Genomic DNA, 15,548 nt, shown 5'->3' with positions numbered 1-15,548 from the left:
GCGGCGGATGCCGCGTAACGACATCCGCCAACGGTCTAACGATCAGCGCCCCAAGCCGCCCATCATCATGTACTTAAGCTCGGTGTATTCATCGAGTCCGTACTTCGACCCTTCGCGGCCAAGGCCCGATTGCTTCACGCCGCCAAACGGCGCGACTTCGGTGGACACAATCCCTTCGTTAATGCCGACCATGCCGCTTTCGAGCGCCTCGCCGACACGCCACGCGCGCGCCAGATCGCGCGTGTACAGATACGCGGAGAGTCCGAACGGCGTTGCGTTGGCAGCGGTAACGGCTTCGTCTTCGGCCTTGAAGCGAAAGCACGCGGCGACCGGCCCGAAGGTTTCTTCTTGCGCGATCAGCATCGAACTCGATGCATCGACGAGAACCGTCGGCTCATAAAAGGTGCCGCCCAGCGCGTGCCGCTTGCCGCCGGTCAACACCTTGGCGCCCTTCTGCAATGCGTCGGCGACGTGCGCTTCGACCTTGCTCAACGCAGCCTGATTGATCAGCGGACCCTGTTCGACGTCGCCTCGCAACGCGTCGCCCACGCGCATCTTGCGCGCGGCCTGTGCGAGTGCCTGCGTGAACGCATCGTAGACGCCGTCCTGCACATAGAAGCGATTGACGCACACGCAGGTTTGCCCGGTGTTGCGAAACTTTGAAGCCATCGCGCCTTGCACGGCGGCGTCGATGTCGGCATCGTCGAAAACGATGAACGGCGCATTGCCGCCAAGCTCGAGCGAGAGCTTTTTCAACGTATCCGCCGACTGCTTCGCGAGCAATTTGCCCACGCGCGTCGAGCCCGTGAACGACAGCTTGCGCACCACGTCCGATTCGGTCAGCGCGCCGCCTATCGCGGCGGCATCGCCGGAAACGATGTTGAACACGCCCGGCGGAATGCCCGCTTTCGCGGCCAGCACGGCCAGTGCAAGCGCGGACAACGGCGTTTCTTCCGATGGCTTGAGCACCATCGTGCAACCGGCCGCGAGCGCGGGACCGGCCTTGCGCGTGATCATCGCGAGCGGGAAATTCCACGGCGTGATGGCCGCGACGACGCCCACGGGTTCGCGCGTCACGATGATCTTCGCGTTCGGATTCGGGCTCGGAATCACGTCGCCATAGGCGCGCTTCGCTTCCTCCGCGAACCATTCTAAAAAGCTCGCCGCATAGCCGACTTCGCCGCGCGCTTCCGCAAGCGGCTTGCCTTGTTCGCGCGTCAACAGCTCGGCCAGCGCATCGCGATGCTCGAGCATCAACTCGCCCCAACGCCTGACGCGCGCGCCACGCTCTTTCGCGGTCAACAGGCGCCACGCGGAAAGCGCGCGCTCGGCAGCAGCAATGGCTTGCGCCGTCTCCGCCGCGCCGCCCTTCGCGACTTGCGCGATCACTTCGCCTGTCGCGGGATTGCGGACCGCATAGGTCTCCGCGCTTTCATACCACTCGCCGCCGATGTAATGTCCGGTTCGAAGAAGTTCGCTCATGCCGCTTTCTCCAGGTTTTCGACGAACGCGCCTTGAGCAAGCCGCGGCTCGCGCGCAATGCGCTTGCCCGCGGTGTAATCGTTGATCAGATCGCACGGTGTGTAATTGCGTTCGAGTTCGAAGAACTCGTCGTCGGAGAGCGTCGTGCCGAGCGCGGCGAGCGCGCTGTCGAACTGCGCCGGCGTATCGGCGCCGACCAGCATGCTCGCTACGCCTTCGTGGTTGAGCACCCATGCCTGCGCGATCTGCGCCGCGGACACGCCGCGCCGCGCGGCGACGCGCGCGACCGACGCCGCGATTTCGCGCGACACGTTATCGCCGTACATTTGCGCGGTGAAGAAGTCGGTCTGATTGCGCGTCGAGTTGGCGTCGCTCGTCAACAGGCCGCGCGCGAGCGGACTGAACACCGACACGCCGACGCCCTGATCCTGGCAATACGGGATCATCTCGCGCTCTTCTTCGCGATACGCCAGATTCAACTGCAACTGCATGTTGATCGGCTTATGCCAGCCGTTGCGCTCGCAGACCTGCATGATCTTCGCGAACTGCCACGTGTACATGGTCGATACGCCGATATAGCGCGCCTTGCCCGCGCGAACGATATCGTTCAGCGCACTCATGGTTTCCTCGACCGGCGTGTTCACGTCGAAGAAATGCAGCATGTAGATGTCCACGTAGTCCATGCCGAGGCGCGCGAGCGAGCCGTCGATGCCGTCCATGATGTGCTTGCGCGAATGGCCGCCGGCGTTCTGATAGACGCCCATGTCGTAGCCGACCTTCGTCGTCACGACGATTTCCTCGCGGCGCGCGAGGCGCTTCAGAATGCGGCCCACGACTTCTTCGCCGACGCCCGTCGAATAGAAATCGGCGAGGTCGATGAAATTGACGCCGGCTTCGAGCGCGTGTCGAACGATGGGCTCGCTGCGCGCTTCGTCGAAAATCCACGGCTTCCAGTGCGGCGTGCCCATGTTCATCGTGCCGAGGCACAAGCGCGAAACCTTCAGACCGGATTGGCCGAGGCGAATGTATTCCATGAAACCTGTCTCCTTGTAGTTCGGATGCGGCGCGTGCGGTCGGCGCCGCGCTCCGCGTGTGGTCAGCGTTGTTTCGGCGTGTAGAAGGGATTCGAGACGTCGCGCGCGGCCGCGAACACTTCGTCGCGATGCGGCAGCCCTTTCATCGCCGCGACAATGGCGTTCCTGCACGCGCGGTAGTTGTTTTCGAAGACGGCGTCGAGGTCGTCGGTGGCCGGATTGACCCAGTTCGCCGACACGACCACCCAGTCGTTCTCCGCTTCGGCCGGGAGCGTGCCGTTCTCGAGCGACTCGGCCACTGCCTTCGCGATGCCCGCCTGCGACGCGCCCCACGTCGCGTTGCCGTGAAACTCGCTGCCGATCTGCGCCTTGTTCACGTAGAGCGTCAACGGCTTGGTCGGCACGCCCGGCCGCGCGATGACGACGAACGGCGCGTGACCCGCCGAAGGCGTCGCCAGCGCCGTCGCGAAGGCTTGCCCCGCGGGACCGTTGCGCGGGCCGACCAGCACGTTGATATGCGCGAGGTTCACGCCCGGCCCTTCGAATCCTTCGCCGATAAAGAGTTGTTTGTCCGCCGATACGCTCATGGTCTTTCCGTCGAGTTAAGTGGATGACCGATTGTGGCGTTCGGCGTCCGCGACCATGTATCGATGAGTTTTGATCCGGGGTATGAGGCGAACTCAACTCCGGGTTTGTCCCGACGAGTGCGGACGAACGTTACGACGCATCGCGTTGCCCGTGACGACGCGCGCAAAGGTGAGGGTTTTCGGGACTAGCAGCGACGAGGCGCGCAGGACAGCGAAAGGTGAGCATCCGCGAACTGCATATTGCACCGACATACCGCGCGAGGCGCCCGCCGACGCCTATCCGCGAGAGACCGATGGACGCAACCGGAGCTTCGCGCGATTCTTCGCACAGCCTGGGAATGCCCGCCAGCAAAGGCTGGCGCGGGTTTGCGGCGCGTCGGTGAGACCCGACGCTTGCGCCGGGCTCACCTCGCGGCCGGTGCGCGCCGCGGAGAAACCAGGCTCACCGAAGCAATGCCGCCAGGTGCAAGCCGCCGTTTCCTATTCACCAGTCGAATTGGGAATTTGAAGCAAAGGTGAGCGTTTTCGGGACTTGCGCAGCGGTGCGAAAAAAGCCGCGGGCATCGTCACCTGAGAGTGATGGGTCACGCAATGCGCGCTACGCGTCGATCAGATAACGATCGCGATTCTTGCCCGCAAGCCAGCCCGGCGAACGGCCACGCCCGCTCCACGTCTCGCCGGTTTTCGGGTTGCGATACTTGGCGACCGCAGCGCCTTTGCTCGCCGCCGTACGAGTTTTCGCGAAGCCGAGTTCCTCGGCCGTCAGGTCGTACTCGGCAATCTTCTGCTTGATGTCGGCGATAGCTTGCGCGATCTCCTTTTCGCGAGCCGCCGCGACTTCCTTGTGAAGCTTTTCGAGCTGAGCGGTCAACTGCTTGTAAGAGGCCATGACGAAATGCTCCCATTGATTGTGGCGGACCGACTTGCGGACGCTATCAGACCAAAAAACGCTGGAAAGAGAAAGCCCGTCATCGTGCGGCGCTTGAACGAGCGGCGGACCATCGGCGAGGCGCGCGCTCAATCATCAATTGCATCGTACACGCGACGTTCGAAGGCGACTGCCATGGGAAACGGATCGATTGAACGGCGCTGAATCAGCATGACGCCGATAAGATCTTCCACCGGATCGGCGAACCAGCTCGTGCCAAAAGCGCCGGGCCAACCGAAAGAGCCGATCGAACGATAGCCTTGCGGCAACTGCTGCGCGGGATCGTCGACGATCGACAAGCCGAGGCCGAAACCCTGACCCGCCCACATCGCATGACCGAACGCCGGCAGGCGGCGCTGCTCGCGCGTCAGAAAGTTCGAACGCATCAGGTCGACCGAGCGATGCGACAGCAAGCGCGTGTCGCCGACGCGTCCGCGCCGCAACAGCAACTGCGCGAATTGCAGATAGTCCTGCGCGGTGGAAACGAGCCCGCCGCCGCCGCTTTGAAAACGCGCCGGATTCGCCCAACGGCTCGCCGACGCGTGATCCTCGACCACGCGCCGCCGCGTGCCGGCATCGACGCCATAGGCAGTGGCCAGGCGGGCGAGCTGCGGCTCGGGCACCCAGAAAGCGGTGTCACGCATGCCGAGCGGCTCGAAAATCCGCGTGCGGAAAAACTCGCCCAGCGGCATGCCGGTCACTCGTGTGATCAATGCGCCGAGCACGTCGGTGGCGACGCTGTAGTGCCAGCGCGAGCCGGGCTGAAACATCAATGGCAATTCGGCGACGCGCGCGAGCCACGCGCTCACATCGCCGCGCGCGTCGAGACCGTTGAAGGCGGCCGCATAGGCTTCGGCTAGCGGCCCGGTCGCCGTGAAGTGATAAGCGAAGCCCGCGCGATGAGTCAGCAAGTCGAGCACGGTCAGCGGCGCGCGCGCCGGGTCGGTTTGATCGAGCGGGCCGCCGGGGTCGCGCAGCACGCGCGGCGCGGCGAATTCAGGCAGCCACTGCGCGATCGGCGCGTCGAGCGTGAGCCGGTCTTCTTCCACCAGCATGAGGATGGCGGCACTCGTCACCGGCTTGGTCATCGACGCGATGCGAAACAGCGTATCGCGCTCCATCGGCAATGACGCGGCTTCGTCGCGCAGGCCGAGCGGCTCGAAGTAAGCGGTTGCGCCGCGCCGCCAGACGAGCGCGACGACGCCGGCCACATCGCCTCGTTCGACGTAGCCCTGCAACGTACCCGTCAGCACCGCGAGCCGAGGCGATGAAAATCCCACTGCTTGCATATCGATGTTGTCCGGCCTGGCTTCGTCGATGGATCGTAATGAGGCGAAAAACCGCTGCCGACAGCAGAGGCTATCGCCTCAGGCTTTTTGGCGCTCCTCGAGTGCGGCGAGCGCGGCATTCAGCCGTTTGATGCGATTGACTTGCGTTGGCACGCGAACCGCGCCGGAAACCGAATCGATGCGATTGCGCCAATAAGACAGCGGTATTCGGTCTTCAGCGGAAATGTGTGAAATGACGTGTTCTAGATGTCGGATGTCTTTTTCGAGTTGATGGTGATTCATTCGTTTCCCCGGAATGCTCGTTGACTTAATTCGAAACGCAACGTTAAGCACAGATTGTGCCGCTCTCAAAGCCTGTTTTTTCTTGGTCGGCAAGTTCTTCCCGCCTTTTGCCGATTGGCCTCCCTATCCGGCAAAAGCTGCTGATCGCATGCGTTAGCGAACCTGTGAAAATAGAATACTGCCGCTTAATTCAGGGTTCCGTTACCTTCCGCACCGACTTCACTCCAGTGCGAAAAAATACAGTGACTTTTTATTGCTGTCGATCCGTTCGGAATAAATCTTGTCAAATCGAAATTCATTATGCGGCGCGCATAGTGGAACTTCCTTCGTCTGACCGCATTAGAAGCATATATTTATGACGCGGATGCACGTATCGAGAAACGCGCACGTGGAGTAATGAGGAGAGCGCAGACAACGGCGCGCGGATTAAGCCGCTTTTTAAAGGAAGGCGAGCGCAGCCCGTCGACGGGTTGCGAATCGCAGAAGATAGTGCAAGTCCGGCCGCGCGCCGCATGACGCGGCGCGCATCGCGTTACTTCGCGCGGCAGGCGTAGATCAGGCTAAGCGTGCCGTTACTCGTGGATTGGCGCACGGTGTCGAACGCGCCGCCGCTGCAGCTTGCGGCCGCCTGCTGCGCGCAGGAGTCGGAACCCGCGGGGCATTCGACCAGCGTCGTCGGGCGGCCGTCCGACAGAAACAGCGGCGCGCTGCTGCCGCAGCCGCCCAGCGCGGCGCCGGCTGACACCGCCAGCATCAGGCCGAGATAGCGCGCAAGGAAAGAGAAGCTCCGGTTCATATGAAACCCCGATCACGTCTTGTTTTTCGATCACGCGATTGTGCCACGCAGCCATGACGCTGCGTGACAGGATGCAGGCCCGCTCCGCTCAAACCTGGATGCCGTGTGCCGCGATCTTCTTGTACAGCGTCGCGCGCCCCATGCCGATTTGCGCAGCGGTCTCGATCACGCGCCCGCCGTTCGCGCGCAACGCATCGCTCAGGAAGCGCTTTTCGAACGCCGCCATCGCGTCGCTCCATGACGATGGCTCGCGCGCCGCATCCGCGCCGCTCGCAGCCGTCTGTGATGAGCCGTCCGGCGTCTGCGCCGTCGCGCCTTGCGCGCCGCTCTGTCCCGAACCGATGAACGGCGCAAGCGCGCGCGCGTCGATCCGCTCGCTGTCCGACAGCATCACCGCGCGCTCCAGCGTATTGCGCAACTCGCGCACGTTGCCTGGCCACGCATACGAGCACAAGAGGCGCAATGCGTCGTCCTGCAATTCGTAGTGGCTGCCGCCGCGTGCCTGCGTCGACAGGTCCTCGAGCATTGCGTACGCGAGCGCTTCAATGTCCGACGTGCGCTCGCGCAGCGGCGGCGCATGAATCGTCAGCACGTTCAGCCGATAGAACAGATCGGCACGGAAACGGCCCGCCGCGACCAGCGCCGGCAAATCCGCGGAGGTGGCCGCGATGATCCGCACGTCGGCGCGCACGATCCGGTTGGAGCCGAGCGGCTCGAACTCCTTGTCCTGCAGCACGCGCAGCAGTTTGCCCTGCAAAGGCAGCGGCATGTCGCCGATCTCATCGAGAAAAAGCGTGCCGCCGTTCGCCAGTTCGAACTTGCCGACCCGTCCCTTGCGATCCGCGCCCGTGTAGGCGCCAGGCGCCGCGCCGAAGAATTCGACTTCGAGCAGGGTGTCCGGGATCGCCGCCACGTTGACGGTCACGAGCGGCTGATTCGCGCGAGCCGAGCCGCCGTGGATCGCATGCGCGAGCAATTCCTTGCCGGTGCCGGTCTCACCCAGTAAAAGCACCGGCGATTCGAGCTGCGCCGCGCGGCGCGCCTGGCGCTTCACTTCGAGACTGGCCGCGCTGGTGCCGACGAAGCTGCCGAACGTGTACTTGGCTCGGCGTGCCTGCGCGAGCGACTGACGCGTCGCGATCAATTCTTCCTGCACGCGAGAGTAGTGGGAGAAAAGCGGCGTGAGCGCCTTCAACTCGTCGAACAGCGCGAAGCCGACAGCACCGACCGTCGCGCCGGCGTCGTCCTTCAGCGGAAGACGCGTGACCACGAGCGGCTCGCGGTCCGTTTCGAGAATGTCGAGCAGAATCGGCTTGCCGGTTTTGACGACCTCGCGCATCAGGCTGTTTGGAATCACCGCTTCGCAATCGCGGCCAATCGCCTGCTCGGGGTCGGCAAAGCCGAAGCGCGCCGCATAGCGCTTGTTGATCCACACGACGCGCGCGTCGGCGTCGACGATAAACGTGCCTTCGCTGAAGTTCTCGAATGTGCGGAAGAGGGAATCCATCGCGCGGCGCAGCACGTCGCCGTAGATGGCGGGAAGTCCCGCCCAGTCGTTCATCATGTTGTCGATGTCTCCGGCTATCGTTCTATTTGTCGCTTGTCTCTTTTCGTGGACAAGCTTATCTCAAGGTGGAGATCGCCGGCAAGCCCATCGCCATGCGGATTTCGTGTCAATACCGGACACACTTCGCACGATTGACGTCCCCGTTTGGAGACGTTTGGGTACAATCGGCGGCGCCACGTCTCCCGGTTTTGCCGGCTTTTGGCCCGCCGCGTCAGCGCGCGAGCCGATGCCGGCCGCATGGCATGGAACCTGCGTTCGCGGGCGCCATGCCGTCGTCAGCGGGAGACGGCGTACACGTAGAACAAACCAAGCTTCTGGAGACTCAATGTCCTTTGTCATCGTCCTTGCCGCGCTGGCGTTTCTGATGTTCGCCGCGTATCGCGGCTACAGCGTTATCCTTTTCGCGCCGATCGCCGCGCTCGGCGCCGTCCTTCTGGTCGATCCCGCCGCCGTCGCGCCCGTGTTCACGGGCATCTTCATGGAGAAGATGGTCGGCTTCGTCAAACTGTATTTCCCGGTCTTTCTGCTCGGCGCCGTGTTCGGTAAGGTCATCGAACTGTCCGGCTTCTCGGAGTCGATCGTGGCGGCCGCGATTCGCTATATCGGCCGCTCCCGCGCCAATGCGGTGATCGTCGCGGTGTGCGCGCTGCTCACCTACGGCGGCGTCTCGCTGTTCGTCGTGGTGTTCGCGGTGTACCCGTTCGCCGCGGAGCTGTATCGCCAGAGCAATATTCCGAAGCGCCTGATGCCCGGCGCCATCGCACTCGGCGCATTCTCGTTCACGATGGATTCGCTGCCGGGCACGCCGCAAATTCAGAACATCATCCCGACGACGTTCTTCAAGACGACGTCGTGGGCCGCGCCCGCGCTGGGCGTGATCGGCTCGCTGTTCATCATCGTGGTGGGTCTCACCTATCTCGAGTGGCGCCGCCGCTCGGCGATGGCAACCGGCGAAGGCTACGGCACGGAACTCGTCAACGAGCCGGAGCGCGTCGAGTCGAAGCAACTGCCGCATCCGTTGCTGGCCATTGCGCCGCTGGTTCTGGTGGGCGTCGCCAACTTCTTCCTGACTCGCTGGATCCCCGACGCGTACGGCACGTCGTACACCGTCGCGCCGGATATTTTGCCGGGCGTTCACACGCCGCTCACCACGACGATCAAGACCGTGCTGGGAATCTGGGCTGTCGAAGGCGCGCTGCTTCTCGGCATCGTCATGGTTGTGGTCACGGCGTTCGGCCGCGTGCGCGAGCGTTTTGCGATCGGCACGAAGGCCGCGGTGGCGGGCGCGCTGCTGGCGTCGCTGAATACGGCGTCGGAATATGGTTTCGGCGGCGTGATCGCCGCGTTGCCCGGCTTCGTCCTGGTCAGCGACGCGCTGAAGAGCATTCCGAATCCGCTCGTCAATGCGGCCGTGTCGGTCAGTTCGCTGGCGGGCATCACCGGTTCGGCGTCGGGCGGCATGAGCATCGCGCTGGCGGCCATGTCGGACGTGTTCATCAAGGGTGCGGAGGCGGCGCATATTCCCATGGAAGTGCTGCACCGCGTGGTCGCAATGGCGAGCGGCGGCATGGACACGCTGCCGCATAACGGCGCGGTGATCACGCTGCTGGCGGTGACCGGGTTGACGCACCGTCAGTCGTATCGCGACATTTTCGCGGTGACGGTCATCAAGACGCTGGCGGTGTTCTTCGTGATCGCCGTTTATTACACGACGGGGCTGGTTTAAGAAGGGCTTGGGGCGGGTTCAGGGACTGCTGGTCCTGAACCCGCCTATCAGCATCTGGCGCGCTAACTTCTCCTGCAAAATCGCGATCCACGCGGTGGCGAATCCCGGTAGCGGATTCTCGCGAAGCGTGGTTATCCGGTTGACGGACCGGACTTGCGTCCGATCCATCACGGCACTTACCACTGATACGAAGCACCCACGCCAAACGTCGTGTCACCCGCGCTGGTGCCCGCGCCGGCCTTCATCTTCAGGTTGTCATTGATACGCGCCGAGATGCCGAGCGCCACAGCCTGCGCACCCTTGTACGAACCGCCGCCGATACCGACCGCGATCCTTTTGTCCTCATCGACGTCCGGGATCATCGTCAGCGCGGTGGCTGCCGCAATACCCGAGTAAGCGCTCCTGGCGACCTGGTTGACGCTTTTCTGCACCGAGTTGATCTGCTGATCGACGTAGGTCTTTGCCGTCATGCCGGCCGGCAGATTGCCGATCGCGTCGTTCAACTGACCAAAGTTGACTGCGTCGTGCGTCGCCGTACCGGCTGCGACGTTGGCGACCTGGCGCTGGTTCGTTGCCGAGCCCACCGACACCGTGTTGTCGCGGTCTGCCACCGAGTCGGAACCCAGCGCAACCGAACCCTTGCCGGTCGCCTGAGTATTGGCGCCGATCGCAGTTGCACCTTCACTGCTTGCGTTGGCATTGTTGCCGGCTGCAATCGACTGCTTGCCGCCGGCATTGGCGCTGGCACCCATCGCAGTCGAATACGAGCCGGTTGCGCTAGCCATCTGCGTGTCCCGGTTGCCGTCTGCTGCGAACATCGGGTTGCTGCCTGCTTTGGCAATGTCCGTCGCCGTCGAGATCGCTGCGTTCATCTGGTCGACGTTGACTGCGTGGTTACCGGACGTACCTGCCGCCACGTTGCGGATTGTCGTGCCGCCCGCAGCACCGTTACCCATCGTCACGCTGCTGTAGTTGGTCGTACCATCGGCGTTGTGGTCGTACGTGACTGCCGCGTTGGTCGTGCCGTTCGGGTTGATGATGCCCGAGGCCTTCAACTGAGCGAGGTTCACTGCGTCCGTGTCGGCCGTGCCGGCTGCGACGTTGGTGATCTGGCGTTCGTTGCCCGCCGAGCCGACCGACACCGTGTTGGCACGATCAGCCGCCGAGTTCGAACCCAGTGCAACCGAGTTCGTCGCGAGAGATTGCGCGTTGCCGCCGATCGCCACCGATTCCGCGCCCGTCGCCTGTGAATCCGGCAACGTCGTGTTGGCGTGGAAGTACCTGGTAGAGACGCCGCCATTGGTGATGTTGTTCAGCGTGTTGTTGATGTTGGTGATGTCCGACGTGTTCTGCGTCGTACGGCCATCCAGATTGGTGAGCGCGTCGCCCACGTTGTTGACGGTCGTGCCGCCCACGGAGTACGTCGGGTTCGTGATCGTGCCCGTCGTCGTGTCGTAGGTCGAACCGCCGCCCAGCGACGAGGCCGTACTCGTGCCGATCTGGTTCACCTTCGCGTCTTCCGACTGCAACTGGCTCACGTTCACCGCATCGGTCGCATTCTGACCTGCTGCGACGTTCGTGATGCGACGCTCTGCACCTGAAGCGCCCACCGACACTTCGCCGCCTGCCGCCGTGGCTGCCGAGATTGCGCTGCCGCCAGGGTTGAAGCCAGCCGTCGTTAGCGTCGTCGAGTTGGCAACCGAGTTGGAGCCCAGTGCTATCGAGTTCGCCGTCGTCGCCCGAGCATTTCCGCCGATCGAAACTGCATCTATACCCGTTGCCGACGAATCCGCCAGCGTCGAGTTAGCGTTGAAGTACTTGATGCCACCGCCGCTGCTGATGTTGTTGACGACGTTCGTCAGGTTCGAGACGTTCAGGTTCGTCGCGTACAACTGCGAACCGTTCACTGCATCCATGCTCGTGGCGTTCACCGCGCCTGCTGCTACACCCTTCAACGTACGCGAACCCGCCGTACCCGTGAAGTCGACAACCGTACCGCCGGTAGCCTTCGCCACCGTGACGTTGCGCGAGGTCGGGTCCTGCTGCACGAGACCGACCGTACCGTTGTTGATGTTCTGCGTCAGGCTGCCGATGTTCGTCGTGTTCTGCGTCGTACGGCCATCCAGATTGGTGAGCGCGTCACCCACGTTGTTGACGGTCGTGCCGCCCACGGAGTACGCCGGGTTCGTGATCGTGCCCGTCGTCGTGTCGTAGGTCGAACCGCCGCCCAGTGATGACGCCGTGCTCGTACCGATCTGGTTCACCTTCGCATCTTCCGACTGCAACTGGCTTACGTTCACGGCATCGGTCGCATTCTGACCTGCTGCCACGTTTGTGATGCGACGCTCTGCACCTGAAGCGCCTACCGACACTTCGCCGCCGACTGCCGTGGCTGCCGAGATTGTGCCGCCGCCCGGGTTGAAGCCGCCCGTCGTCAACGTGGTCGAACTGGCCACCGAGTTGGAACCCAGTGCCACCGAGTTCGCCGTCGTCGCCTGTGCGTTGCCGCCGATCGCCACCGCATCCGTGCCCGTTGCCGACGAATCCGCCAGCGTTGAGTTCGTGTGGAAATACTTGATGCCGCCACCGTTCACGATGTTGTTCACCGTGTTGTTGATGTTGGTGACATTGCCGCTCAGGTTTGCGACGTTGTTATTGGTGTTTGCCAGGTTGTTCGCGACGTTGTTGACCTTTGCGTCTTCCGACTGCAACTGGCTGACGTTCACTGCATCGGTCGCGTTCAGACCTGCTGCGACGTTCGTGATACGACGCTCTGCACCTGCTGCACCCACCGACACTTCACCGCCGGCTGCCGTCGCCGCCGAAATCGCCGGGCCGCCGATCGGCGTGAAGCCTGCCGTCGCCAGCGTCGCCGAGTTGGCCACGGAGTTGGAGCCCAGTGCCACCGAGTTCATCGTCGCCGCCTGAGCGTTGCCGCCGATCGAAACTGCATCCGTACCCGTTGCCGACGAATCGGCCAGCGTCGAGTTAGCGTTGAAGTACTTGATGCCGCCGCCGCTGCTGATGTTGTTGACGACGTTCGTCACGTTCGAGAGGTTCTGGTTCGTCGCGTACAGCTGCGAACCGTTCACCACATCCACGCTCGTGGCGTTGAGCGCGCCCGCTGCTACACCGGTCAACGTGCGCGAACCTGCCGTACCCGTGAAGTTCACCACCGTACCGCCGGTATCCTTCGCCACCGTGACGTTGCGCGACGCCGGGTCCTGCTGCACCAGGCCGATCGTACCGTTGTTGATGTTCTGCGTCAGGCTGCCGATGTTCGTGGTGTTCTGCGTGGTACGGCCGTCCAGGTTGGTAAGCGCGTCACCCACGTTGTTGACGGTCGTGCCGCCCACGGAGTACGTCGGGTTCGTGATCGTGCCCGTCGTGGTGTCGTAGGTCGAACCGCCACCCAGCGACGACGCCGTGCTCGTGCCGATCTGGTTGACCTTCGCGTCTTCCGACTGCAACTGGCTCAGGTTCACCGCGTCCGTGGCGTTCAGACCTGCTGCGACGTTCGTGATGCGACGCTCTGCACCTGAAGCGCCTACCGACACTTCGCCGCCTGCCGCCGTGGCTGCCGAGATCGCGCTGCCGCCCGGGTTGAAGCCTGCCGTCGTCAGCGTGCTCGAGCTGGCCACCGAGTTGGAACCCAGTGCCACCGAGTTCGCCGTCGTCGCCTGAGCGTTGCCGCCGATCGCCACGGCATCCGTACCCGTTGCCGACGAATCCGCCAGCGTCGAGTTAGTGTTGAAGTACTTGATGCCGCCGCCGTTCACGATGTTGTTCACGGTGTTGCTCAGGTTGTTCACGTTGTTGTTGATCGTGTTGACCTTCGCGTCTTCCGACATCAGCTGGCTCAGGTTCACCGCGTCCGTGGCGTTCAGGCCTGCCGCGACGTTCGTGATGCGACGCTCTGCACCTGCCGAGCCCACGGACACTTCGCCGCCGGCTGCCGTCCCTGCCGAAATCGCCGTGCCGCCCGTCGGCGTGAAGCCTGCCGTCGCCAGCGTCGCCGAGTTCGCCACCGAGTTCGAGCCGAGCGCTACCGAGTTCGCCGTCGCTGCCGACGCTCCGGCACCCAGCGCGGTGCCGGAGCTACCTGTCACCACGCTACTGTGACCGACAGCGACTGCGAATGTGCTTGCCGACGTGTCGGCACTATTACCCAGCGAACTTGACTGACCACCCGATTTTGAGTCTCCGCCAATTGCAATCGAATTGTTGAGAGTCGCCGCATTGGCGGCGCGTTGACCGATCGCGATGTTAGCAATGCCAGTGGCGGTTGCATTCTGGCCGATTGCAACAGCAGCCGTACCGTTGGACATACTTAGCTGGCCCATCGCAATCGCACCACCGGAGGATGCGGTCGCGGCCCCACCGATCGCGATCGCCTCAGAGCCAATCGCCGACGAATCCGCCAGCGCCGAGTTCGCGTGGAAGTACTCGATGCCTGCGCCGAGCTTGTCGCTTAACTTGCCGAGGGCTGTATCGACCGTAGTGAACGCCGAACTCACGTTGTTAGCCGGGCCCGACGTCCCATCGATTGCATTGGCTTGCGGCAGCGCGTAGGCAGGCGCAACGATCGTGCCGTTCGCCGCCATCGTCGTGCCTAGCGCGGCCGCCGTGGTGCCCGCCGTACCGTAAAGCTGAGAACCGCTAATAGCATTCAGGCTTGACGCTGTGACTGCTCCTGGCGCCAGGCCGTCCAGCAACACGTTGGTGCCGGATGCGGTCATGGTGAGGGCGTTCTGGGTCGTCGTGCCGCCCAGGTAGTACGTGATGTTGCCAGCCTGGAGCAGGATGCCGGCAGTTCCAGACGGCGAGCCGGAGTCGAGGAGGGCATAGTAGCCGCTGGAGGGCATGTACTGGCTTGAACAGCCAGCAATAATTTGCGAATTAGTGGTCACCTGGTTTCTTCCAATACTGTCATACATACACAGAACGCTTGCAGATGCTGGCAAAGAAAAAATCGCAAACGCAATGCCCGCCGATCCGCCTAACGAGCAAGAAATAACGCCCAGCCTGCTCTTACAAGCGGGCTTCGAATTTTTGCTTTTTCCTTTTGCATCTTCCTGCGCAGCCACCCAAGTGCCGGTTGACTCGTTCCAAACCGAGCGAAATGCTTTATTCATTTAAAACCCCTTATTGAACAAATATCGTCACGCGTTCTGTCGCTGCTCAACTCAGGCTTGGGAGTGGACGTGACGATTACTGCGCGCGGCTCGTCACGATTAAATCGCACAAAATCAACTGAATCGCACATCGATTCACGATTTTTGCGACGACTGCTCGTCCACTATGGATTGGAATTCAGCTCGATAGCTAAGTCACACCCCGTCTCAAAATTGCCCGCAACAACCGAACTTTATGAGACTTGAACGATGGCTCAATAGGACTATTCCTAAATTCCACAGAAAATTCAGAAATCAACTGTGACGGAGATCAAGAAAATGCAAGACGCAAGAATGTGGCGCGGACGCTTTTAGGAATTGTCCTAACGAAAAACACAACAAGGTGTGATAGCGCCGAAATGCCTGAATAATTACCTCGATTTCAACAAAGCGAAAATCTCAGCGCCGGACATGTGCATTGAATGTCGGAAAATATTGGTCGTATTAGATTTAATAGAAACGCCGCCTTTCCCGCTGCATGGAATTACTAATGGTCACAACGGGACTTTTTACATCGCCCGTTTTAATCCATGCACATTTGATTCGGATAATTAGTCCGCTCTGAATAACCTGAACCAGTAAGTGATTCCACGATGCTCAGGCGGCGGAGCGGACCCGTGCATCGGGTGGACGACGCAGCGCGACTTTTGATCGGTTATCGTGTCAACCCACATTCGCAGCCG

Annotated in this window: 10 protein-coding genes and 1 pseudogene; 1 reads left to right on the top strand and 10 read right to left on the bottom strand. The window is 62.3% G+C overall.

Translation table 11 applies throughout. The annotated features are described in order from the left end of the window. Positions 1–42: 42 nt before the first annotated feature. The 8 genes from BGRAMDRAFT_RS04655 to BGRAMDRAFT_RS04620 all read right to left on the bottom strand — a co-directional run bounded on the left by BGRAMDRAFT_RS04655 (position 43) and on the right by BGRAMDRAFT_RS04620 (position 7,962). Positions 43–1,482, bottom strand: a complete 1,440-nt coding sequence (locus BGRAMDRAFT_RS04655) for an NAD-dependent succinate-semialdehyde dehydrogenase (RefSeq protein WP_006047508.1) — start codon at positions 1,480–1,482, stop codon at positions 43–45. Then, entirely contained in the window at positions 1,479–2,516 is a 1,038-nt protein-coding gene (locus BGRAMDRAFT_RS04650; RefSeq protein WP_006047507.1) for an aldo/keto reductase, read from the bottom strand. Before BGRAMDRAFT_RS04650 ends, BGRAMDRAFT_RS04655 begins: the two co-directional genes overlap by 4 nt. Before the next feature lie 62 nt (positions 2,517–2,578). Then, positions 2,579–3,103 (bottom strand): formaldehyde-activating enzyme, encoded by a 525-nt coding sequence (fae, locus tag BGRAMDRAFT_RS04645; protein ID WP_006047506.1) that lies wholly within the window; start codon positions 3,101–3,103, stop codon positions 2,579–2,581. Positions 3,104–3,701: 598 nt separating this feature from the next. Continuing rightward, positions 3,702–3,992: an H-NS histone family protein gene (locus tag BGRAMDRAFT_RS04640; protein ID WP_006047505.1), complete on the bottom strand. Its 291-nt coding sequence runs from the start codon at positions 3,990–3,992 to the stop codon at positions 3,702–3,704. A gap of 128 nt (positions 3,993–4,120) precedes the next feature. Continuing rightward, complete coding sequence (locus BGRAMDRAFT_RS04635; RefSeq protein WP_006047504.1) at positions 4,121–5,320, bottom strand: serine hydrolase domain-containing protein; 1,200 nt, start codon at positions 5,318–5,320, stop codon at positions 4,121–4,123. 78 nt (positions 5,321–5,398) lie between these two features. Further along, on the bottom strand, positions 5,399–5,602 hold the full coding sequence (locus tag BGRAMDRAFT_RS04630) for a hypothetical protein (RefSeq protein WP_006047503.1): 204 nt from the start codon (positions 5,600–5,602) through the stop codon (positions 5,399–5,401). Positions 5,603–6,134: 532 nt separating this feature from the next. Then, positions 6,135–6,398, bottom strand: a complete 264-nt coding sequence (locus BGRAMDRAFT_RS04625; RefSeq protein ID WP_006047502.1) for a hypothetical protein — start codon at positions 6,396–6,398, stop codon at positions 6,135–6,137. An 88-nt stretch (positions 6,399–6,486) separates the two neighbouring features. Further along, the gene (locus tag BGRAMDRAFT_RS04620; protein ID WP_006047501.1) at positions 6,487–7,962 is read right to left on the bottom strand and encodes a sigma-54 interaction domain-containing protein; all 1,476 of its coding nucleotides are present in this window, start codon (positions 7,960–7,962) and stop codon (positions 6,487–6,489) included. Between the two features lie 328 nt (positions 7,963–8,290). Between BGRAMDRAFT_RS04620 and BGRAMDRAFT_RS04615 the strand changes: the two genes are divergently transcribed. Further along, the gene (locus BGRAMDRAFT_RS04615; RefSeq protein WP_006047500.1) at positions 8,291–9,691 is read left to right on the top strand and encodes a GntP family permease; all 1,401 of its coding nucleotides are present in this window, start codon (positions 8,291–8,293) and stop codon (positions 9,689–9,691) included. Between the two features lie 176 nt (positions 9,692–9,867). Here the strand turns inward: BGRAMDRAFT_RS04615 and BGRAMDRAFT_RS33200 are convergent, their stop codons facing one another. Beyond that, positions 9,868–14,295, bottom strand: a complete 4,428-nt coding sequence (locus tag BGRAMDRAFT_RS33200) for a beta strand repeat-containing protein (protein WP_462982168.1) — start codon at positions 14,293–14,295, stop codon at positions 9,868–9,870. Between the two features lie 462 nt (positions 14,296–14,757). Beyond that, positions 14,758–14,826: pseudogene (locus BGRAMDRAFT_RS36065) on the bottom strand (ESPR-type extended signal peptide-containing protein); the annotation flags it as partial. Positions 14,827–15,548 lie beyond the last annotated feature (722 nt).

The organism is Paraburkholderia graminis C4D1M (genome assembly GCF_000172415.1).
GTDB lineage: Bacteria > Pseudomonadota > Gammaproteobacteria > Burkholderiales > Burkholderiaceae > Paraburkholderia > Paraburkholderia graminis.
The sequence above is the reverse complement of the archived record's forward strand: the minus strand, read 5'-3'. Positions and strand labels throughout refer to the sequence as shown.

Excerpts from the sequence above, each read along its gene's own strand:
- BGRAMDRAFT_RS04625 (WP_006047502.1), bottom strand. The coding sequence starts at position 6,398 with ATGAACCGGAGCTTCTCTTTCCTTGCGCGCTATCTCGGCCTGATGCTG.
- BGRAMDRAFT_RS04655 (WP_006047508.1), bottom strand. The coding sequence starts at position 1,482 with ATGAGCGAACTTCTTCGAACCGGACATTACATCGGCGGCGAGTGGTAT.
- fae (WP_006047506.1), bottom strand. The coding sequence starts at position 3,103 with ATGAGCGTATCGGCGGACAAACAACTCTTTATCGGCGAAGGATTCGAA.
- BGRAMDRAFT_RS04630 (WP_006047503.1), bottom strand. The coding sequence starts at position 5,602 with ATGAATCACCATCAACTCGAAAAAGACATCCGACATCTAGAACACGTC.
- BGRAMDRAFT_RS04640 (WP_006047505.1), bottom strand. The coding sequence starts at position 3,992 with ATGGCCTCTTACAAGCAGTTGACCGCTCAGCTCGAAAAGCTTCACAAG.
- BGRAMDRAFT_RS04615 (WP_006047500.1), top strand. The coding sequence starts at position 8,291 with ATGTCCTTTGTCATCGTCCTTGCCGCGCTGGCGTTTCTGATGTTCGCC.
- BGRAMDRAFT_RS04635 (WP_006047504.1), bottom strand. The coding sequence starts at position 5,320 with ATGCAAGCAGTGGGATTTTCATCGCCTCGGCTCGCGGTGCTGACGGGT.
- BGRAMDRAFT_RS04650 (WP_006047507.1), bottom strand. The coding sequence starts at position 2,516 with ATGGAATACATTCGCCTCGGCCAATCCGGTCTGAAGGTTTCGCGCTTG.
- BGRAMDRAFT_RS04620 (WP_006047501.1), bottom strand. The coding sequence starts at position 7,962 with ATGATGAACGACTGGGCGGGACTTCCCGCCATCTACGGCGACGTGCTG.
- BGRAMDRAFT_RS33200 (WP_462982168.1), bottom strand. The coding sequence starts at position 14,295 with ATGGCGGCGAACGGCACGATCGTTGCGCCTGCCTACGCGCTGCCGCAA.